Annotated in this window: 27 protein-coding genes; 13 read left to right on the top strand and 14 right to left on the bottom strand. The window is 32.7% G+C overall.

Annotation, left to right across the window (positions count from 1 at the left end):
* The first annotated feature begins 9 nt into the window (after positions 1-9).
* The 3 genes from V6M85_RS10085 (at position 10) to V6M85_RS10075 (ending at position 1,558) form a co-directional block, all read left to right on the top strand.
* Positions 10-1,068, top strand: coding sequence for an oxidase (locus V6M85_RS10085; RefSeq protein ID WP_338599537.1), 1,059 nt, complete (start codon positions 10-12; stop codon positions 1,066-1,068).
* A gap of 5 nt (positions 1,069-1,073) precedes the next feature.
* A complete protein-coding gene (locus tag V6M85_RS10080) occupies positions 1,074-1,265 on the top strand; it encodes a hypothetical protein (RefSeq protein ID WP_338599534.1) in 192 nt (63 codons plus the stop codon).
* A 95-nt stretch (positions 1,266-1,360) separates the two neighbouring features.
* Positions 1,361-1,558 (top strand): hypothetical protein, encoded by a 198-nt coding sequence (locus V6M85_RS10075; protein ID WP_338604734.1) that lies wholly within the window; start codon positions 1,361-1,363, stop codon positions 1,556-1,558.
* On the opposite strand, the gene V6M85_RS10070 is transcribed toward V6M85_RS10075, so the two are convergent.
* Positions 1,526-2,266 carry a TatD family hydrolase gene (locus tag V6M85_RS10070; protein ID WP_338599531.1) on the bottom strand — a complete coding sequence of 247 codons (741 nt, stop codon included), beginning with the start codon at positions 2,264-2,266 and terminating at the stop codon, positions 1,526-1,528. The genes V6M85_RS10075 and V6M85_RS10070 overlap by 33 nt on opposite strands.
* A 29-nt stretch (positions 2,267-2,295) precedes the next feature.
* Positions 2,296-2,460 (bottom strand): AbrB/MazE/SpoVT family DNA-binding domain-containing protein, encoded by a 165-nt coding sequence (locus V6M85_RS10065; RefSeq protein WP_012712036.1) that lies wholly within the window; start codon positions 2,458-2,460, stop codon positions 2,296-2,298.
* Positions 2,461-2,709: 249 nt separating this feature from the next.
* On the opposite strand from V6M85_RS10065, the gene lrs14 reads away from it, so the two are divergent.
* The 3 genes from lrs14 to V6M85_RS10050 all read left to right on the top strand — a co-directional run bounded on the left by lrs14 (position 2,710) and on the right by V6M85_RS10050 (position 4,535).
* Positions 2,710-3,099, top strand: a complete 390-nt coding sequence (lrs14, locus tag V6M85_RS10060) for an HTH-type transcriptional regulator Lrs14 (protein WP_338599502.1) — start codon at positions 2,710-2,712, stop codon at positions 3,097-3,099.
* A gap of 260 nt (positions 3,100-3,359) precedes the next feature.
* Positions 3,360-3,755, top strand: a complete 396-nt coding sequence (locus V6M85_RS10055; RefSeq protein ID WP_338599499.1) for a PadR family transcriptional regulator — start codon at positions 3,360-3,362, stop codon at positions 3,753-3,755.
* Between the two features lie 30 nt (positions 3,756-3,785).
* Positions 3,786-4,535: an enoyl-CoA hydratase/isomerase family protein gene (locus V6M85_RS10050; RefSeq protein WP_338599497.1), complete on the top strand. Its 750-nt coding sequence runs from the start codon at positions 3,786-3,788 to the stop codon at positions 4,533-4,535.
* Positions 4,536-5,028: 493 nt separating this feature from the next.
* Here the strand turns inward: V6M85_RS10050 and V6M85_RS10045 are convergent, their stop codons facing one another.
* Both V6M85_RS10045 and V6M85_RS10040 read right to left on the bottom strand, forming a co-directional pair.
* Entirely contained in the window at positions 5,029-6,030 is a 1,002-nt protein-coding gene (locus tag V6M85_RS10045) for an ABC transporter permease (RefSeq protein ID WP_338599494.1), read from the bottom strand.
* Positions 6,030-6,767: an ABC transporter ATP-binding protein gene (locus V6M85_RS10040; protein ID WP_338599491.1), complete on the bottom strand. Its 738-nt coding sequence runs from the start codon at positions 6,765-6,767 to the stop codon at positions 6,030-6,032. The genes V6M85_RS10045 and V6M85_RS10040 overlap by 1 nt, the downstream gene beginning before the upstream one ends.
* A 28-nt stretch (positions 6,768-6,795) precedes the next feature.
* On the opposite strand from V6M85_RS10040, the gene V6M85_RS10035 reads away from it, so the two are divergent.
* The 3 genes from V6M85_RS10035 to V6M85_RS10025 are packed head-to-tail and all read left to right on the top strand — an operon-like array spanning position 6,796 to position 8,943.
* Positions 6,796-7,752 carry an AIR synthase family protein gene (locus tag V6M85_RS10035; protein WP_338599488.1) on the top strand — a complete coding sequence of 319 codons (957 nt, stop codon included), beginning with the start codon at positions 6,796-6,798 and terminating at the stop codon, positions 7,750-7,752.
* Positions 7,718-8,218 carry an NTP transferase domain-containing protein gene (locus V6M85_RS10030; protein WP_338599486.1) on the top strand — a complete coding sequence of 167 codons (501 nt, stop codon included), beginning with the start codon at positions 7,718-7,720 and terminating at the stop codon, positions 8,216-8,218. The genes V6M85_RS10035 and V6M85_RS10030 overlap by 35 nt, the downstream gene beginning before the upstream one ends.
* The gene (locus V6M85_RS10025; protein WP_338599484.1) at positions 8,215-8,943 is read left to right on the top strand and encodes a DUF1614 domain-containing protein; all 729 of its coding nucleotides are present in this window, start codon (positions 8,215-8,217) and stop codon (positions 8,941-8,943) included. The genes V6M85_RS10030 and V6M85_RS10025 overlap by 4 nt, the downstream gene beginning before the upstream one ends.
* Here the strand turns inward: V6M85_RS10025 and V6M85_RS10020 are convergent.
* Positions 8,936-9,220, bottom strand: coding sequence for a hypothetical protein (locus tag V6M85_RS10020; protein ID WP_338599481.1), 285 nt, complete (start codon positions 9,218-9,220; stop codon positions 8,936-8,938). The two genes, V6M85_RS10025 and V6M85_RS10020, sit on opposite strands and share 8 nt — an antisense overlap.
* A gap of 12 nt (positions 9,221-9,232) precedes the next feature.
* Between V6M85_RS10020 and V6M85_RS10015 the strand changes: the two genes are divergently transcribed.
* Positions 9,233-9,817: a thiamine-phosphate synthase family protein gene (locus tag V6M85_RS10015; RefSeq protein ID WP_338599478.1), complete on the top strand. Its 585-nt coding sequence runs from the start codon at positions 9,233-9,235 to the stop codon at positions 9,815-9,817.
* Here V6M85_RS10015 and V6M85_RS10010 read toward each other — a convergent pair.
* The 6 genes from V6M85_RS10010 to V6M85_RS09985 form a co-directional block, all read right to left on the bottom strand.
* Positions 9,812-10,258, bottom strand: a complete 447-nt coding sequence (locus V6M85_RS10010; RefSeq protein WP_338599475.1) for a PadR family transcriptional regulator — start codon at positions 10,256-10,258, stop codon at positions 9,812-9,814. The two genes, V6M85_RS10015 and V6M85_RS10010, sit on opposite strands and share 6 nt — an antisense overlap.
* 254 nt (positions 10,259-10,512) lie before the next feature.
* Positions 10,513-12,252, bottom strand: a complete 1,740-nt coding sequence (locus tag V6M85_RS10005) for an archaellin/type IV pilin N-terminal domain-containing protein (RefSeq protein ID WP_338599472.1) — start codon at positions 12,250-12,252, stop codon at positions 10,513-10,515.
* A 43-nt stretch (positions 12,253-12,295) separates the two neighbouring features.
* A complete protein-coding gene (locus V6M85_RS10000) occupies positions 12,296-12,745 on the bottom strand; it encodes a hypothetical protein (protein WP_338599469.1) in 450 nt (149 codons plus the stop codon).
* Between the two features lie 44 nt (positions 12,746-12,789).
* A complete protein-coding gene (locus tag V6M85_RS09995) occupies positions 12,790-13,236 on the bottom strand; it encodes a hypothetical protein (protein ID WP_338599466.1) in 447 nt (148 codons plus the stop codon).
* Positions 13,237-13,316: 80 nt separating this feature from the next.
* Positions 13,317-13,676 (bottom strand): hypothetical protein, encoded by a 360-nt coding sequence (locus V6M85_RS09990; RefSeq protein WP_338599464.1) that lies wholly within the window; start codon positions 13,674-13,676, stop codon positions 13,317-13,319.
* Positions 13,673-14,335, bottom strand: coding sequence for a ParA family protein (locus V6M85_RS09985; RefSeq protein WP_338599461.1), 663 nt, complete (start codon positions 14,333-14,335; stop codon positions 13,673-13,675). The genes V6M85_RS09990 and V6M85_RS09985 overlap by 4 nt, the downstream gene beginning before the upstream one ends.
* Before the next feature lie 109 nt (positions 14,336-14,444).
* On the opposite strand from V6M85_RS09985, the gene V6M85_RS09980 reads away from it, so the two are divergent.
* Positions 14,445-14,936 (top strand): hypothetical protein, encoded by a 492-nt coding sequence (locus V6M85_RS09980; protein ID WP_338599458.1) that lies wholly within the window; start codon positions 14,445-14,447, stop codon positions 14,934-14,936.
* 753 nt (positions 14,937-15,689) lie between these two features.
* Positions 15,690-16,490 (top strand): hypothetical protein, encoded by an 801-nt coding sequence (locus V6M85_RS09975; protein ID WP_338599456.1) that lies wholly within the window; start codon positions 15,690-15,692, stop codon positions 16,488-16,490.
* Here the strand turns inward: V6M85_RS09975 and V6M85_RS09970 are convergent.
* The gene (locus tag V6M85_RS09970) at positions 16,485-17,201 is read right to left on the bottom strand and encodes a carbon-nitrogen hydrolase family protein (protein WP_338599454.1); all 717 of its coding nucleotides are present in this window, start codon (positions 17,199-17,201) and stop codon (positions 16,485-16,487) included. The genes V6M85_RS09975 and V6M85_RS09970 overlap by 6 nt on opposite strands.
* Entirely contained in the window at positions 17,198-18,340 is a 1,143-nt protein-coding gene (locus tag V6M85_RS09965; protein ID WP_338599452.1) for a CBS domain-containing protein, read from the bottom strand. Before V6M85_RS09965 ends, V6M85_RS09970 begins: the two co-directional genes overlap by 4 nt.
* A 47-nt stretch (positions 18,341-18,387) precedes the next feature.
* On the opposite strand from V6M85_RS09965, the gene V6M85_RS09960 reads away from it, so the two are divergent.
* Entirely contained in the window at positions 18,388-19,443 is a 1,056-nt protein-coding gene (locus V6M85_RS09960) for an acetoin utilization protein AcuC (protein ID WP_338599450.1), read from the top strand.
* On the opposite strand, the gene purT is transcribed toward V6M85_RS09960, so the two are convergent.
* A complete protein-coding gene (purT, locus tag V6M85_RS09955) occupies positions 19,432-20,625 on the bottom strand; it encodes a formate-dependent phosphoribosylglycinamide formyltransferase (RefSeq protein ID WP_338599448.1) in 1,194 nt (397 codons plus the stop codon). The genes V6M85_RS09960 and purT overlap by 12 nt on opposite strands.
* Between the last annotated feature and the right edge of the window lie 4 nt (positions 20,626-20,629).

Here is a 20,629-nt window from a genome sequence, read left to right as displayed (position 1 = left end):
TGTAAGTTTATGGATAAGAAAGAGAAATTTGAGCTTTATTGGGTTATATACGTTATTATATTATTTGCAATAGTTATTGGGGCTACTGCACCTTCAGTATTTACTGTGGGCGGTAATTCTTCATCTGTGCAAGCTGGAACGGTAATTCCACAAACCGCTGTGAGTAATGATAAAGTTATTCAGGGAACATTGTACTCTTACCAGTATTATTTTGCTATAAAAGAAAATGGTGGCGGTATCACTTCAAATGAGCTAGGCAATTCTCTTTATTATAATGTTATGGTTGCACATCCTGGGGAGTATATTAATCTAACAATGTATGCTCCGTTTGGTGAGGCAACAGCTAACTTTTACTTTCCAGATTATGCCACTCATGTGGACGATGTTCAAATAGTTCCTGGACTTGTACAATACGCACCAGTTGTAGTTCCAAATATAACCGGTGCCTTCGCATTTTTAAATGGTGAATATAATGGTCCATGGTTTAGTTACCAAGTAGGTTTACTGTTGGTAATACCCTATCAAGGATATATGAGCCCCATTGATGTCAGCAAATATGTTACACAAACACATCTCGCCCAGGCTACAATGTTAGTTGGCGACCCCTATAATCCACCCATTATACTATACAATACTACTAAATCTCCAGTTATTAATCTAGTAGCTAATCAATACGCTTTGTTCAATAACTCAGTTCCAGGACCAACTGCCATAGTTTTAGCAAATTCAACTGTTACCCTAAATATGTATATCCCAATGCCACATTCAGATCATAATTTCCTGTATAATTACTCTGCTGATGGAACTCCGTATGCAGTAAGTAACGTATATGTGGGGATTTACGCTGTGTGGTGGAATGGTTCAATTACGTTAGTAAAAGAGGTTCCAATACAGTATAATAAGACAATTATATTAACCTTTAATGCTAACGCACCGGCATATTTATATGGTCTGATAACTCCGGTGTACTACAATTATAATTTCATGGATATGTCAAATACGTTGACTGGTGAGCAGACTGGCTATGTTATGGGTTTATGGGGTTCCATTTTGGTTGAACAGGGGTGAGTTTTATGGTAAGTTTCTTTAAATTATTAGGAATAGGCTATATATTAGCTATAGCCTTATTAGTGTGGGAACTATCTGAAGAGACTCTTCATGCAGCAGCTACGAACTACATTTTGCCATTTACGATTGGCGCATTTATAGGGTTCATATCGTTCTTTCTATTTGTCTATTTTGCGCCAGAAGACAAGCATAACTAATTAAGGTAATTTCTTTTTTTAATTATTTTTGATTTTTCTCATACAGAGTAAAACTTTTTAAGCTAAATTTAATTATTATATATTGGTTGGTTAGTATGTATAAGATCGATAAGCCAATGGCAATTAGTGGTGTGGTAGTATTAGGATTGTCACTTATAATGCTACTAATGGCTATTTTCTCTTCTTCTATGCTTGCATGGTTAGCGCCAGAGCCAAGATATTATATACCAACTTTAGGTTTCATAATCTCCTCTGTACTGCTAGTGTGCTGTAGAACTGCCGAGGAGAAGTAGGAAATTCTTATATATGATATCTTCAATTTCTTTCTCCTCAATCTTTTTTAAATTGCTAAGTTCTTTTATTACTATTTTAACATTACATGGTTTGTTTCTGCTCATTTTTTCTGCAGACATAAACGGGGAGTCTGTTTCCGTAAGTATATAGTCTATGGGTATATCCTTAGCAACGTTTTGCCTATTCTTATCTCTCACTATAATAGGAGGAATTGATATATATCCTCCAAGCTCTATTATTTTGTTAGCAGTTGCTACGTTTCCTTCAAAGCTATGTATAACGAATTTAACTTTATACGACTTTATTATTTCGAGGAAATCTTTCATTCCTCCCCTGATGTGTATTATTGCAGGTTTCATTTCTTTCTCGGCTTTTTCAAGGAACTTATGTAAAATATCTATCTGCTTTTTTCTAAATTCACTTTCTTTTATCCAAAAATAATCTAGCCCTATCTCACTTATTATTTTTCCATGTTCTGTGAGTTCCAAACATTTTTCTACTTCATTTTCCTTATCTTTTACAAATTCTGGATGAAAGCCTATTGCAGGTACTATATTTCTATATTTTCTTGCTAGCTCTAATGTTTTTAAGTTACTTTCCAAGTCAACACCAGCATTTACTATTAAAATATCACACTCATTTATTATGATTTCTCTATCCATATCAAATTCTTTCGTATCTATATGCGCATGAGAATCTATTAACACAATATAGAAAAAAGATTGTAGTTAAAAAGCTACTTCCAAGGTTCTTTAAGCAATTGTATCTTTACTACTCCTTCACTCTCATCGTAAGTCACTTTAACTAGATCTCCTTCTTTGATTTGGAACTTTTGTCTAACCTTTGCAGGTATTGTTACTTGATAGTTTCTTGATACTTTAACTATTTCTTCTACTGCCATATATATTCACCATAATACACTATTACTAGTCTAATATATAAATCTTACTCAGATCTGTAATTAATAGATAGTAGCACATAAGTGAGAATGATGTAGTAATGCTTTATATCCAAAGAATATTAGTAATACTTGGGGTTATTTATTTTTGTATAATACTTGCATAAGAGGTTAATAGATTCAATAGTTACCTTAGTGTGGTTGGAAAAAATTTTTATATGTGAGTTGTTAGATTCTTTATTAGTGAGATAAATGTCTGAAACGCAATTAAGTGAGGGTACAAGAATAAAGTTACCATCTGGAAAGGATGCCGGTCTTGTAGATATTTTGTCATTTTGCTATGGCTTATCAGAGACTGATGTAACAGTATTGTTAGCTTTAATGAAAGGTGATGCTAGGGGAACTGAAGAATTAGAGAGCGATCTTAAACTTTCCAAGGCCTCTATCAATAGAAGCTTAAATAAATTACTCGAGATGGGATTAGTAATGAGAATAAAAGAACCAGGTAATAAAGCAGGAAGACCAAGATATTTATATAAGGCTAGGGATTATGCTGAGCTCAAATCTAAGATGCTTGGCGATATAAAGGACTGTGCAGATAAAATGGCTCAGTTAGTTGAAAAGGAGTTTAAGCCATTATAATTTTTCTATTCTTTTTGATAATTAAAAGTTAAAATAGTCATATATCTTTTTAATCTTATGACAAAATTTTTGGAATTACGTTAAATCTCATTTCGGTAAAAAAGATAACTAAAGTAGCTATTAAAGTAGTATGATTAATACAGCCTGAGAGTTTACTAACATGTATTGATACAATTAATTGTAAAATTAACTAGAACTATCCGTTGAAGTAATAATAACAGATTATATAAATGTTAAAGAGAAATAGTTATTGAGAATTTATGCACTGGCATCATCGAAGAGGGTTAAAATGGCTTATATTGTATGTGTTGTCAAAAGGGCCCATGACTGGTGCTCAGATAATGGATGAGATCGAGAAGATAAGTTATGGTATGTGGAGACCATCTCCTGGCTCAGTGTATCCCGCTTTAGACGCTTTAGAGTCTGAGGGTTTAATAAGAATCAGTAAGGTTGATGGATGGAAAAAATATTATGAGCTAACTCCGGAAGGTAAGAAAGTTGTCGGAGTTATGTCAGAAGAAGATAAAATAAAGGAAGCTATAGCCCAACTAGAATTTTCAGTTAGGTATATAATAGAGAATTTAGAGAGGTTAAGTAGTGAGGATAAGCAAAGAGTGAAAGGTATTTTAGAAGAGTTAAATAAGGTTTTACAATAAGTTTTTCTTTTCGTAAATAGTTCTAATAATATGCCTATAGAAGTTTATGAGCACGATAAATATATATTGTTGAAATTCTTTCAGCCTGAAAATAAATATAACTTGTTTAATGTAAAATTTATGACTGAGGTGATAGACACTCTTTCATCAATTAATGAGAATAAAAATAAAAGATTCCTAATTATTAGAGGAGAGGACAATTTCGGAGCTGGAGCGGATATTAGGGAACTAATTAGGGCTACAAATGATAGTGAATTTGCTATAACCTTCTTTACTTACATGAGGGAGATCTTTCATAAGATGTTGGACTTAAATAAGATAGTGATTTCTCAAGTAAAAAAGATAGCATATGGAGCTTCTATGGAATTATTGCTTCTCTCAGATTATGTAGTATCAGAGGCTAACGCTAAATTTGCCACTCCAGGAGTGAAAATTGGATTATTTCCTCCAGTTCTCTCGTCAATAGGCGCCTTCATAATAGGTTACAATAACGTTAAGAGGCTGGCTATAAGTGGTGAGGTAATTAATGCAGATGAAGCTAAATCAATGGGTTTAGTTCATATAGTAAGTGATAACTTAGATAAGGCTACAGAAGGTTTAATGAAGGAGATTTCGTCTTCAGCACCTTTCGCCACATTATATGTGAAAAGAAATATGCTAAGGCCATTTAGACAATACATTGACAAAGCATTTGACGACCTTGTAGTTCAAGTCCAAAGTGAAGAGGCAAGAGAAGGACTATTAAGCTTTCTTAACAAGTCTAATCCTTCTTGGATTTAATGGTAGATTGGGTCATGATATCATCACGAAGGTATAAATTATTTATTATGTAATTTTTACATTTATTTCATCCCTTATATCTTATGGTAACATATGGGTCCTCTATTTAATAATTCTAAAAAAAACCTAAGATAATGTTTGCAGTGAAAATACAGAGCTAATTAATGTAGGTAATGTTACATTCCTTAAACTTAATATTACTGATATTAATGGTCCAGACGCATATCCATTATCTATGACTAATGTAACGAAAGCTCCAAGGATTTAAAGAGAGCGGTGGTGTGGTATAACGAATATTCTGGCATATATTTATGCTTGGGTACTGATGCAGTTTTTCACATTAAGACTTCCAGTTCGTCTCTCAGTGGACATGTATGAAATAATATATTATACGTTTCTGCTCTATCTCAGCTTGGCTGCATTATGCAATTAGCTTTAATAAATTGATTTTCTCTTTTTTAAACAACTTTCAAACGTTATATTCCATTTGGTTTTAATCAATTTCTCTTAGCCGCAATAGTCTTCCTCCAGCATAAAGAAAAACCAATGTAAAGATCAAAATCATAACAACTAATATTGGATTTGGTGCAACTCCGTAAACTATTAGATCCCTTATGACAGTTATAATAATTGACAAGGGTTGATATTCTATAAATACTCTTATGAGTGGGGGATATACCGTAGGAGGAAAGAATGCGTTGCTCAAGAACATTAGGGGAAATACTAGAACATTAGCCACAATTTCTGAGAGGAATATTTTATCCTTAGGTGTTAATCCATAGATTATTGCACCTAAACCGCCAAATAATAGCGTTGAGATTACTAGGAATCCGATAAATGCTAAGCTTATTAATGGTATAAAACCAAAAATTATTCCCAAAATGATTACTGTAGTTGTAGAAATAAGAGTTATGATAATCACATAAATTATTAATGAGATCACCCATTCATAACTTCTTAGCGGTGATGTAGCTAATCTTTCAATAACCCTATCCCTATAATACCCTGCAGATACGCCTATCATACTAAGTATTCCGTTAGATAGTGAAATTATCCCTATTATTCCAGAAATCAAATAATAATAGTAAGTATAGTTTGATATTTGGGATACTGTAAAATGGTATGTATTATTTGTCCTTTGATAATACTGCTCAATTACTGACTCTAGCACTGGTACGAATTCTTGGTTTTGCTTACTGGTATATATTGTGAAATTAGTTCCGTTTATCTTTATGTAAATATAATCGTGTTCTATTGCATAAGCTAGTGTTACATTAGTTACTCCTTGGAACACATTAGTCGTGTTAAGGTACTTAGCTAAATTTGGATTACCCTCCACCACTACCGTTATATGAAAGTAATTGCTAAACCCGCCAAATACAAGACCAAACAGTAACGTTATTAAGATAGGAAACACGACAATCCAAAATATTACGAATCTATTTCTTAGGTTGTCCTTGACTAAAGCAGAAACAGTAAGTAGGATTCTATTCATTATTTTTCACTCTCCTCTAGTGATTTAATTAATTCTAGGTAAGCATCTTCTAAAGTGCTTGCCTTAAATTCAGCTATTATCTCATCTGCCGTAGAAACTTTAATTAGTTTTCCTTTATATAATATAGCTACTCTATCAGATAGTTTTTGTGCCTCATCTAAATAGTGAGTGGTTAAAAATATTGTCACTCCCTTGCTCTTCATCGATTTTAAAATTTCCCAAAATTCTCTCCTCGCTTTAGGATCTAATCCCACAGTAGGTTCGTCTAGGAATAGAATTTCTTGGCCACCTGCGAACGCAGACGCAAGACCAACTCTTCTCATGTAGCCCCCTGATAAGTATCTTAATTTCTGATTTTTCACCTCCTCTAAATCTAGCATTGAAATTAGTTCATCAACTTCCTTTTTCATCCCATTATATAACTTAACGAAATATTCTATGTTTTCTCTGACAGTTAGATCTAAAAAACCCTGGTAATCTTGTGGCATTACTCCTATTCTTTCTCTAATCTTATTACATTCACTTGGTACGTTATACCCCATTACCCTCACTTTTCCTTTAGTGGGTTTTAGGACACAAGACAGTATCTTCACGGTAGTTGTCTTTCCTGCACCATTAGGACCCAATAACGAAAATATTTCGCCTTTATTAACAGTGAACGAAATTCCTTTTAGTACTTCCTTTTCCTTATAGTTTTTATATAAGTTATCAACTTCGATAATTGTAACATTACTCATATATGCTAATTTTTACATAATAGTTAATGTGAATTTCGGTAAAGTTTCTATCAATAAATTTATTTATAATTTACCAATAGGTGATTGCGTAATTTGTCCTTCAATAGGCGAGGATGCTGCAATTCTTAAGCCTGAGGAAAAATATATAATACTTCATTCAGATCCAATTACAGAGTCAAAGAGCGATAGTGGTTTTCTTTCAGTAGCTGTAGCGTGCAATGACATCAATATGAAAGGGGCTAAATGTAAATGGGTAAATAACGTTATTTTACTCTCCGATATTTCACATCTCACTTATGTGATTTTTGGAATTGCTGAAGCTTGTAATCTGATAGGGTGTAAGGTAATAGGTGGTCACACTGAAGTTACCAATAGTGTGAAACAAGATATTGTTATAACTACTGCAATGGGGACGTCTGATAGGTTTTTAAGCTACGATAAAGTAATGGACGGAATGAAAGTCATACTAGTGGGTAGTCCAGGGATAGAAGGAACTTGGATTCTCGCTAAAGATTATGAAGATTTATTATTAAGAAAAGGAGTTAGTAAAGAAGTCATATTTAAGGCAAAACAATTTAAATATGATATCATAGTACAAGAACGGGCCTTAAATGTAGTGGAATATGCTACTGCTATGCACGACGCTACTGAAGGAGGAGTGATGCAGGCATTGGTTGAAATAGCAAGAGCCTCTGGTTATACTATTTCAGTTAACCTGGATAAGATTAAAGTTAGGTATGAGACTAAGATAATAACTTCTGCTTTAGGCATTGATCCATTAAAATTAATCTCCTCTGGCGCCTTTTTAGTAGTTACTGAGAATCCGGAGAAAGTTCTGGAGAAGACTAGCGAGGCTTATGTGATAGGTGAGGTAAGAAAGGGAGATCCGGTTTTGGAAGTTCAAGGTGTTGGTTCCTTCAGTGAAGACTTTGAGGAGGAGTTGGTTAGATTTGAAAGCTCTAATCCTGGCGGGGGGAAAGGGTAAGAGAATATCGTTATTCAAGCCGTTTCTGGTGGTATGTGGTAAGCCTTTGATTTCGTGGGTCTATGAGTCTGTATCTGAAATAGCTGATGATATATATTTAGGTATTAGTTCCTCTCATCCTCTATTTCAAATATTTCAAAATTCAGTTTTTAAAATATTTCTAACTAGGGATGACGGTTATGAAAGTGATATTAAATATGTTGTTGAGAATCTAAAGCCTCCAATTTTAATCGTGCCAGTTGACATTGCTTATATTAATAGCAATGTATTAAAGTTTTTAATAGATAAGTGTGATACTGATATATGTAACCTAAAGGGTAATAGTGAATATTTTGGTATTTCGTACTGGACTGGATTAAATTTTGAAAATTACAAAGATATAGTTATCGAAGGGGGAGAAAGATTATATAATATAAATACTTGGGAGGACTATATAAAAGCCAATAAGGAGTGTAATAAACGTTGAGGAGGGTAATTGTTCTTTCTCCATTTAGGGGTCTCTTAAGGTCTGTAGTGTATTTTCTTTTAGGTTTAATTATGGCTTTAATCTCAGCTGGATATTTTTCTCAACTTTTCTCGTTAATAGGTATTAATAGAGATATAGCAATATTTACTTCTATTTCTATTTCATTTCTAAGTCTATTCACTAGTCCTTTTAATCTCGTATTAAAGGAAATAAAAAAGGAAGCGATAGTGGTTGAACAAGATGTGGTATTTTTCTTCGGATATCCAATTTTTATACCACGTGCTTTAAAATTAAGTACTAACACTCTAGTTGCAGTAAACTTTGGTGGTGCTTTAATTCCAGCTATGATATCATTGTTTTTAATGTATGAATTAAAATTTTATATTTTATATTTTCTAATAAATATAATTATAGTAGCTCTCATTTCAAAATTATTTTCTAGGGTAATAAGAGGTGTTGGTGTGGTAATGCACCCAATTATTCCTAGTGTATTTTCTGTAGTGACCAGTTACATTCTGTTCTACAAGCTTCATATTCTCATACCAGTATCAGCTTATATCGGTAGTGTATTAGGAACTCTTATAGGTGCTGATTTGCTTAATCTGAAGAAAATTATTGATGAAGCTAGACCACAAATTATAAGTATTGGTGGAATGGGTACGTTTGATGGCATATTTGTATCTGGTATAATATCAGTGTTTTTAAGTGAACTTATTATTATTTGAAATATCTGAACCTAGTCCGTATTTGCTTCCTTATTTTTACGATTGCAATTGCTTCCTTTTCTTCGACATACTTAACTATTATTAAACCTTTGTCAGTTATTGCATGTATTTTCTTATAATTTCCCTCATTATATATTTTGTATCTCAAGGGTTTTCCTAAGTTTAGATTAATAGATACCAATTGTAATATCTTGTAGGCATAATCTTTATCGCTTTCTCTCCTAAGTCTTTGAGGGGCCTTAAATAAAAATAGTTTATAATGATTGAGACCCCTCATCAAAAAAATTATATGCGAAAATACTATTTATTTTCTATGCAGGATAGCAAGGAAAGGGAAATTGTATTAAAGAAACTTAAGGAAGCAGTGGATTTGTTTGTGTCTAGCGATAAAGTATATTTACTTGTCCCAGAAATTAGGACTAACATTGGATACGCTCTACCAAATGCTAATAATACGAATGATGTAGCAGCGATTCCAGGCAGGTTGACTGTAGCCTTTAATAGGGTAATATATTGTATGCTTCCTGCCTTTGGTGCTTCAGATCATATTGCAAGAGTAATTCTGACTGCAATGAAATTTGATAGGAAAATTAGAAGTGCCATAAATTTAAAATATTATAAAGAGATCGTTAATAAATTAAATGCTCAAGATACTTGTATTTTTGACAGATCTACAGAACCTAAAGACATTAAACTTAAGGAAGGTGGTACAATGAACTTCATGATCGAAAGTTGCTATAATAAATTGGGTAAGGTGCCTAATTATATTGTAGATTTAGGAGATTTTGGCAAGGAGCCTTCAATTTTTATTTTAGATGAAGATCCTATTAAAGTTGTAAATAGAGCCATCGAGTTATTACAATATATTCTATAATATATCTTCAATTTGTTTTCTACATGCCTTTAAATATTCTAGAATCTTTTGCGTCTTTTCCTCATTTATTTTAGATCTATTTTCATATAGGTAAAACGCAATTTGTAATAATTCTTGTAATATTTGTCTGGATGAATTTGCATTTTCACCAAGAAGTTTAAGTGATTTATTTTTAATTTCTTCTAACTCCTTCCTCCCTCGATCAGTTATGACATATATTTTTTTATTTCCCTCTGTTCTTACTCTTATTAAGTCTTTCTCAAGAAGATTTTTCAAAACTGGATATATTGAACCTGTACTAGGCCTATACGATCCTTCAAACTTTTTCTCAATTGTCTTTATTATCTCGTATGTCCTCATGGGTTTATCATTAAGACACTCTAACACTAAGTATTTGAGTGCACCCTTCTTAAGTCTTTGAAAGCTAAACTTTGAAATCACATGTAAAAATATAGAAATAAAAAATTAATATTTAATGGCAATTCATTGACGATAGTTTTAGCTTTCATTAAATTTGATATGCTATAATTCTGTCTGATTTTTTAATATTTATAGCTTATTTTTATTTTATAATTTAATTCTTCTTTTTTAACTAGATATAGAAATAAATTGGTAATATTTAGCCTCTAGATAATGCAATCTTTTTTATAAATTTAATTAGAAAAATTTAGAAGTAAATTATAACTTTATGTGTGTTATGTAGGGTAGGGATAGTACACATCTGTTGGTACAAGTATCATGAATGGTGCATTGTAATTGATTTCGCTTATGATTGGTTCAAAATAACTATAACTAGCAGTTTCAGAATAGGAGAAACCATAGCCAAAATAATTATAATAATAAGTAGCATGTACTACCGGATATCCCAGTGGTAAATAACCCTCACTATTTCCATACATTAGCGTTCCAAATTCATAATTTTCGACTACGTTATTTATGGGAGGATAATCTGCATTGTTAACTGATTTGCTATACTTTTTTGCTAGAATGTAACTAATGTAAGATATTGTCGGGTATTCTATCTGGTTAGTACCAGTTTGGATAGTTACGGTTATTTGTGAGGTAGGTGTAATAGAGACGAGGAAATGAGTACATGTAGAATTATTTGGACTTGTGAAAAAGTACCAGAAATAAGTATAGTTCATGACATTCGGTATTGGTATTAGCTCATTGTTACTTATATTATAATTCAAATTTCCTCCACTTATCATCATTGAAACGACTATTGACTGTTTACTAGTAATGTTAGCTACGTTTAAATATTCTGGACTGCCTAGTATCTGTTCTATGATTGGTGTTGGCGATATAATGCCAGATGAGGAGATAATGTCGTATTCGGAATTTATAATCTCGGAATTTGAGTAGAGAGTGTAATTATTGTATCCTGGAATTGCAACTGAAGTTACGTACTCTCCAGATAGTGTCGTATATACTCCAAATTCTACAGAACCATAATCTATTTTAGAAGCTACTATGTAACCTAGGAACGTATAATTTAGTAATTGAATTGTAGCACCGCCGTTTTTTATTACGTTACCATTTTGTTCCATGAAATAAATCATGTTATATGTCACATAGCTAAGCCTTACGAGATATGTGGCAGCGTCAACATATGAAGAGTACTTAAATGTAGCATTATAAACTGGCACTATATACTCTTTCTGCTCCGAGATGCTGAACTCTAATGGTAAGTAATATGAGAGCTGCGGCGCAGAAGAGGGATAATAGATCCCCGGCGTGAAATAGGGAGGTACGGCTACGAAAACTTGACTATTATATGGTACAACTATATCGAAAAAGGGATTACTAGAAGTCAAATTTACATTAATTGGAATAGTTAATGATCCCATAGTTTCAGGTACTAAAATTACAGCGTTTTGAATTCCGTAAGGTGTAATTGAGCTTGGTGTATCTGAAAGAAGATTCCATTCTGATGGATTCACGTCGTTACCATATATTGGTGGAGTTATAATATAAGTAGTATCTATCGTCCCTTTTTGAGTTATTACGTAGCTATAGGGACTATATATTTTGATTCCACCTAATGCTGTAGTATTAGGATTAACTAGTCTGTCATTGTATGAAATATTGTACCAATTGCCGTCGTTAAGTACTATTATGGCCCATGGGTTATTCTGGAAATTTATGTAGGTACCCATTTGTGTTACTGGTATATTTACCGAATTTACTTGACCATTTGGATAGATTATATATTTTATTATTAACTGTGATGCACTGCTCGACACTATCATTGGTCCTTGATATGTTGGTATTACAGAAATTGGTGTTTTTTGCAGTTCGTTATAAATCTGCGAATAGCCAGTAGAGTATATTTTGGCGTTTAGTGACGTTAAATAGAGAATTAGCGAGAGGGATAACACCACTATTTGGATTAGTATAATGGCGCCTAAGATCGAGGATATTCCTTTTTTCATACCTAAGAAAAGCTTGTTTTGGTTGGGTCAGTGTTTAATGAAACTACCAGAGCGGAATTGAGTTACATAGGTATTGCCTATTTCTCCTTACATAGTTTATTAAATCATTAAATTCCTTATACGCATTTATTGCTAATTCCTTATTCTTACTAATTATCATAAATTGCTTATTTCCTATACAATAATTTAATTGTGTTGATCCAAAATTGCCACATATTTTAGATTTCCTTATTTCTACATTATTGGTATCAATTTCAAAGATAAATTTATCTTCAACGTAGATTGACGTGTTTTGATTTCTGTAATACATTCGGGACTCCTTTATTCTTCCTATTGCAGTTAATATTAAAGCTATTTTATAATTAGTGAAAAATGGTATAATTAGATTTTTATATGCTAAATATTTATTATCATATATCTTGAATTCTAAATCTATACAGTTATCTACATCATTATGTATTCTTTCTTCTACTTTCTTCTCTCTCCAATCCATAGTTATGCTCTCTAGACTCAATATTTCACAATTTCCACACAATCTCATTTTTTATACATCATTAATTTTTTAATATTCAAAATAAAATCTATCTTATTTGTGAATATTCCATCTATCTTCAAATCTAATAATTTATTGTATGTATCTAAATCATCAATATTATCTATATAAATCTTACCCCTAAAGAATCTTAATTCTCTTATATTTTTAGGAATAAATTCTAATATAAAATATTCATAATTTAAAATATTCATAACTGGTTTATTAACCTTATATGCTATTTTAATATTTTTGCTTTTTGCTTCATTAATTAATTCCATATTATCTGTTATTATTACTGAGTTACCTACATTGTTTATATCAGAAATATATTGATCTGGTATAAATGTTAGTACATTTTCTATATGTTTATTGTATACAAAACACTTATAGTTTAAGTGTAAAGCCCTAGAAAGTTCATCGTCATTTTTTATCTTAATACAAATATCCATAAAATCACCTCAATCATTAACAAAACATATAACCCTATCTTTTAAACTTGATTTGTATTACTTCCTAGTAATATTACTAGTTATTGACCTTTAATTTTCTCTTTTGTAATTTTCTCTGCTATATCAAAAAGTGAAGGATACATTTCTTTTAACCCCTTTTCTAACGCCTCTTTGGCTGTTCTGCTTACTCTAAAGCCTGGTACAGTATGATAAAGATATTGAAGGACTAGATATGCAGGATAACTCCATACGCCTATCTTTGGGTCTTTCTCAATATACTTTAACATTTCATTTTCAATTTTGTCTTCCTCTTTCTCGTTCTTATTTTCACTCTCGTTTTTCGTATCATCTCTAAATTCTAAGTTATTGCCGTTTTTGTCTTCTATTTCATTATTTTCACTCTTTTTCTTTTTCTTTAGCAAGAAATCTAGTTCACTCATTCTGTAATCACCTTGGCTAGTTGGTGATAGTAATTCACAAGCTTTGGCTTCTTCATTCTAACTTCCTCATATCTTAATGCTGGAACTCCGAGTCTAGAGGCTTCAATAAATAATCTAGACGGTGGAATAGCAACTTCAGTAAACTTAACTGATGAAAGATCATTAAGTTTAACTACTTTTTTAGAAAAATTCGTAAAAGAAAACGCACTTTTACCTATACTCTTTAGTCTAGAGTCTAAGTTTCTTATTGCCTCTAATGCTAGAGGTTGTGGAGTTACTGGAGATATTATCTTATCAGCCACTAACATTGCGGATATCGCTAATGTTCCTAGATTAGGTGGGGTATCTATTACCAAGAAATCAAATTGTCTGCCTATTTCTCTAATTTTGTTACTGATTTCATCGACATCACCATTTAATTCTAATTTTAATAGGCCTATATGGGACGGATATACTTCTACGTTAAATATATTCACACTTTTACCACCTAATTCAAGTTCTTTTAGCTCTCTTTTCATTCCATAAGATATAGTTGCTCCTCCCTCTGGATCTAAATCAAGTAGACCGGTTCTCTTATCCTTGCTTAAGTAATATGCTAAATTTACAGATGTAGTAGTTTTACCCACACCTCCCTTTTGGTTTATCACTGTAACTATCATGTCTAGACTCTTCTAAGTATATCCTTTAAAAGGGAATTTCTAATAATACGTATCTCATGTGGAATTATAATGATAATATTTATATGGGGTATTTTTAAAAAGTATAAATGTGTTTGAGAAACTTTACCACGCAATAATTTACGCTGATGAGTTTAAAAAAATATTGACAGGAAAAAGTGTAAGTAATTTAGAAGTAGCATCAGCGTATATAGCGCTTCTCTACGATAATATCCCCATTATTGGTAAGAATATATGTGCTGGTTTTCTAAGAATGGGATTAGATGTAGTGTTTAATATAACACCATCTGGTAGAGCGTATTCACATGAGTATAAACTGTATGCTATCCCAAGGGATACTAATGGTGTGTGCATTGGATGTGATGGCGCTAAATTTGTAGTCAAGGTATCAGAAAATGGGTATGGGCCTGAAGATATTCTAGAGTCTAAGTCACTAGAACCTAGAATATTCATTAGTAAAAATTTTAAAGAGAAGACTATGAAAATCATAGAGAAGAGACTAGATATTAGTAGTATTAGGCTAAATATTAAAAAGGAAATACTTAGAAAAATCAGCGCCGGTGGTATTCTTCATCGGCTCTGATAAGAGCGCGATCATCATCATGATGATTAAGCCCCATGCTGAAAGATGCTGATAAACTTAGCCGGCTCTGATAAAATAGGTATTTACTTTTAAGTAGATAACGTAGTTTATATTCTTATCTTACGTTGTGTAACTGCGAGAAGTGTAAATTATTCTCATAATTTAGGTAATCGTTAATGGTATCTTAGCTACTATTTAAAAATAATTAATTTAGATAATTAGATAACATGTATTTATCATAAGTTTACTTTCAAAGAAGTTTGAAAGAGATTTTCCATACTTTTATTAAAACTGTGTCTTTAGTGACTGATTTAAAACTATTGTATCCCAAAAAGTCCCTGTATGATATGGGTGTTTAATCATAGTACTTTTACATAAAAGCTAGTCTAAAAGACTCCTACTAATTTGTAATGCAAATTAGTGGAATTGCCATAGGTATATCATGTTACGTCTTTCCGTAATTATTAACGCATAAACTTACTCATAATATTTCTTGTTTAACAGAGCTTTACATGAGAGATGTAATCCCGAATCGATGAGGGGAATCCTCGCCATTTTGATGGCGGGGAGGAAGTCAGATTAGTATTTTATGGATCTTAAAATAGAACTTCGCAAAAACATAATAGATTTATAATATTGTATATATTATCGACTTAAAGAATAAGGTATTTTAACATCTATTTTTTAGAGAAACCCATGATATTTTTTCAACACTAGTTAAGTATTTTAGCTGATTATGAAGAAGTATAGTTAATGAGCTCTCTTAAGCTTCTATCGAAATATAATAATCTGAGTAAAATTTTGGAAGTAGCGCTTAATTATGCAAATAAGTTACAGTTAATTCCTGTATTTCATGCATATTTTGAGGATGAGATTATATCTAACATAGTAAAGAGTCTAGAGCCCAAAGTAAAGAGTATATATGAAGAGTATAGATTTGATAGAACTATGTTTGTAAAGAATGCGTCTAAGATATTAGGGATTAAGGAATATGATTTCGCATACTATCCATACTATGCATTCCCAATTAGTAAGGAAACTAGGGTAAAGTTTATTGATAACTCCACAATACCACCGAAGGCTATAATAACAAAAGGAACAGTTAGATTTACATTCATGCCATATAAGAGCTTCCAAGAGCTAGAATCTCATGTCGTATCTAGAGAGGAGGATGATATAGTTATAGAGTTTGAAGATGGTAAAGTCAAATCACATAGTAGGAAAAGAAACATATTTACAGATGCAAATGTAGTAAGTAAGATAATATCGTCTAATAAAGAGGTTTTGCTAAACTTGACTCTGCCAACTACTTATTATCTAATACCTTCCATTCTTGCGATGAATGTAATCCCATTTAATAATGAGGTTATTATTTTTAGAGATGAAGAAGCACTTGATTTCAAAGTGATTGATGGAAAAGCTGAGAGAAAACAGATAATGATGGGTGATACCTTGAATCCTAGATTTAAGCTTGAAGTCTACTATGATTATAAATCTAAAAGGATCTTAAAGGAGGAAATGGCTAGGGGACTAGCTTACAAGATTCCATTATAGTTCCTTTACTATGAATTTAACGTACTCTTTTAGTCTATCTCCTCTGAGGTACATGTATTTTAAGGGATCGATATCAACTATCATATATCCTTCTTCACTCCCGAGTTCCCCTACTATTTTAGGCACGACTATTCCAGTCGGACTTTGTTCTGGAACCATTGAAACACTTTTCCCAGGGAAATCTGGAGGACTATAAGCGTTTGCGTTTACTATTCCTATTCTATTTTCTAGTGTCCGTATTCTCAAATATTCACGCCAGATATCCATACCGAAATCCTTTACTTTTGAAGGTACAAGAAGTATTTCAATACCTTTTAGGAAAAGCTCTCTTACTATTTCAGGAAAATCTATATCATAACATATAGAAATGCCAAACTTTATTCCTCTATAGTTGAATATAATAACCTCATTACCTGGTATTAAGCGTAATCGTTCCTCATTAAATAAATGTATCTTCTTTGCTATTCCCTTTAGGTTTCCGTTATCATCAATTAAAGGTGCGATTACAGATACACCATCTTCAAATGCTCCTGGTATTACATAAGCCGTATATCTCTTAGCTAATTTCTGAAATTCTGCTAGTGGCACATCGTCTATATTTTTAGCCCACTTTTCTGGTAATAATACTAATTCTGCTCCATCTTTTAGTGCTCGTTCAGTTAGGGAAATAGCAGACTTTGCTTCTAAAGGTTGTACTACTCCAATTTTCAAGCCTCTTCTGCCTTGATTCCTTTTTTATTACTTTCCTCTATTTTTCTTATTTTCCTTAATATTCTTTCCTCTATCTTTTCCACTGCATTCTTCAATGCTACTACAGGTTCCCAATCTGTATCTTTTGCTACATAATCTCCTATCTTAGTTGTAACTCTTACTGTAGCAGTGTACAATTGCTTATTTCCTTCTTTACTCCTCATTTCCTTCTTAAATGAGACTCTGAAATTTATAACATCAGTGAGCCTCTCTATTTTGCTTAAATATCTTTCGAGTATATCATCTATATTTGCCTTAAAATCTAAATTCGACTTTAATTCTTGAGGTATCTTGGCTTCTATTGGCATTGAAAGTTGCATCCTTTCTGCAACGGCCTTAATTATGTCTAATCCACTTATTACTCCGCTTAATCTATCGCCCTCCATAACTGGCATACCAGAAATTCTAAATTTAAGCAATTTAGACGCTACCTCAGTTAATGGCTCCTTTCCATTAGCAGTTATTACTGGGTACTTCATTATTTCTTTAACTGGCATTGCCATTATCCTTTCTTCGTCTTTCATTATTGATTCCCTTTTTCTTCCACTTGCGCTATAAAGTGAGTCTACAATGTCTCTAGCACTTACAATCCCTGTCAGTTTATATTCTTTAGTTACGGGTAATCTACTAATATTATCCCTTATCATTAGCCATCTGGCTCTGGCTATGGAATCATTCTCTTCTATTGTAGTTGCAGGCGATGACATATATTCTCTAGCGTTTTTATTCTCCGGTATCTCATCAGCCTTTAATAAGTACGAAAGTAAAGATTCCCTAGTTATTAATCCTAAGAATTCCTTTTTCTCGTTAACTACTGGAATGACTCTAGCTTTAGTAGTGTAGAATCTCGCAATGAGCCTATTTATGTCCTCGTCCACTTGAACAGTAACACTGGGACTCATTAGATTAATTGCTTTAGTCTCTAGACTCACTCTTCTAGAGAGAAGATCTTTATAAGATATTAGGCCAAGTAACTTCTTTTCCTTGACTACTGGCACAGTCCACATTTTATATTCTTTCATTTTAGAAATAATATCACTCAATTTATCCATGCTATGTGCAACATATTGAGGTTTTGTGATTAGTGTACTATCTATCATACTAGATAAGTATTTTAAATTGAAAAATAAAAAAGTAGTGATATACTTTGCATAAAACGGCTTTTATATGGAGTGATGAATACTATAATTATTCCTTTCCTGCAGATCACCCCTTTAAGCCTTTAAGAGAAAGCATGACCAAAAGAATATTAGAAGAGAGAAGTGCATTTCATTACATTACTCTAATAGAGCCAGAAGTAATCTCAGAAGAAATTCTTCAATTGGTTCATTCAAAAGAATACATAGATTTTGTAAAGGATAAAAGTGCAAAAGGTGAAGGATACCTTGATGAAGGGGATACTCCAGCTTTTAAGGGGATATATGAGGCAGCCTTAATTAGAGTAAGCGGTAGCGTGAAGGCATTGTCTGTGATACTTAATGACAAATACGATCATTCTATAAATATCGGTGGTGGCTTTCATCACGCAAAGAAGAATAAGGCAAGCGGGTTTTGTGTATTTAACGATGTGGCGCTAATTGCGAAATTAGGTGAAAGGTATTTCTCCAAAATAGCTATAGTGGACATTGATGGCCATCATGCAGATGGTACACAAGAACTATTAAATGACGATGAAAAAGTGTTAAAGATCTCCTTGCATATGTTTCATCCTAATTTCTTTCCAGGTAGTGGGAATGTAAATGAAATAGGATATGGTAAAGGTAGAGGATACGCAGTAAATATTCCCTTACCTCCAGGTACTGGGGATGATGGTTATTTATTAGCATTTGACGAGATAGTTGTTCCAATTATTGAAAGATATAAGCCTGAATTAATTATCCTTGTAGCAGGAGGGGATTCTCATTTTAATGATCCTTTAGTAGAGCTAAAACTATCGACACACGGGTATTTAGATGTAGTTACGAAGGTTCATAATCTAGCCCATAAGTACTCTAATGGCAGGCTGATAATGTTAGGAGGTGGAGGTTATAACTATGATGCTACCGCAAGGGTATGGTCTATTTCTATAGCAGAGATAGCTGGGATATATGATGTTGAATATCAATCTCTTCATGATCCTTTTTCTACTAAATCTTCTCAATTTGTAATGGAAAAAATAAGAAACACTATAAATCAACTTAAGAAAATACATTCACTTGACTAATATTAATGAAGAAGCTTTTCTAACTTTTTCTATAGCTTCTTCTACATTATTTCCAGTTGCCAATACTACTCCCATTCTCCTTTTTTCATAAGTTGTAGGTTTTCCGAATAATCTAATTTGAACTCCTGGTATCTCTAATGCCTTTTCCACATTGATAAACTTAGGTCCCCATATATTTTCTGATTGTGCTAATATTACATGAGATGCAGCAGGAGATACTAACTTTATTTCAGGAGTAGGCAAGCCTATAGCACTTCTAACGTGAACTTGAAATTCACTTATATCGCTGCTAGCTAATGTCACTAATCCAGTATCATGCGGTCTAGGTGCCACTTCGCTAAAGAGTATTCTATTACCAGTTACGATTATCTCAACACCATATATGCCTAAACCTCCTAATTCTTCTACTACTTTAAGTGCAAGATTTTTTGCAGTATCCTTAACTTCTTCTCTTACCGTTGATGGATGCCAAGATTCCACATAGTAATAGCTAGGCCTTTTATGCTCTATTGGCTCTATGGTTCTCGTAGTAATGTTAGTAGAGCTCGAGTAATACCTGTAAGTTAGTACTGTTAGCTCAGTATCGATTTTTACATATTCTTCTACGATTACTCTTTTGCCTTTACCCCTTGCATGCGATATTGATTCATTATAGGCTTCTTCTACATCTTCAACTTTATTTACTAACACATGCCCATGACCACTAGAACTCATTTCTGGTTTGATTAAGCAAGGAAACCCAATATCCTTACACGCCCGTTTTGCTTCATCTGCATTGTCGGCAAATGCGTATTTAGTAGTGGGCAATTTGAGCTTCTCTGCTGCCAATCTTCGTAACTCCACTCTATTCATGCATATCCTTACCGCATTTGCATTTGGTATTACCTTAAATCCAGAGCTTTCAAGATCAACTAATGCATCTGTATTTATTGCCTCTATTTCTGCTATAATTGCATCAGGATTTTCTCTCCTTACTATAGCCTTAATTGCATTAGAGTTCATCATATCTACTACATACTTCCTATGTGCTACGTGCATTGCCGGGGCAAAATCGTATCTATCAACTGCAACGACCTCTAAACCCATTCTTTGGGCTTCGATTGCCATTTCTTTACCTAATTCACCGCTTCCTAAAAGTAATATCTTTTTAGAGCCATCAAATAGGGGAGTACCTATTTCCATATGG

The sequence above is a fragment of the Sulfolobus tengchongensis genome, from assembly GCF_036967215.1.
Classification (GTDB): domain Archaea; phylum Thermoproteota; class Thermoprotei_A; order Sulfolobales; family Sulfolobaceae; genus Saccharolobus; species Saccharolobus tengchongensis_A.
Note: the sequence above shows the minus strand (reverse complement) of the source record. Positions and strands in the feature narration are given on the sequence as shown.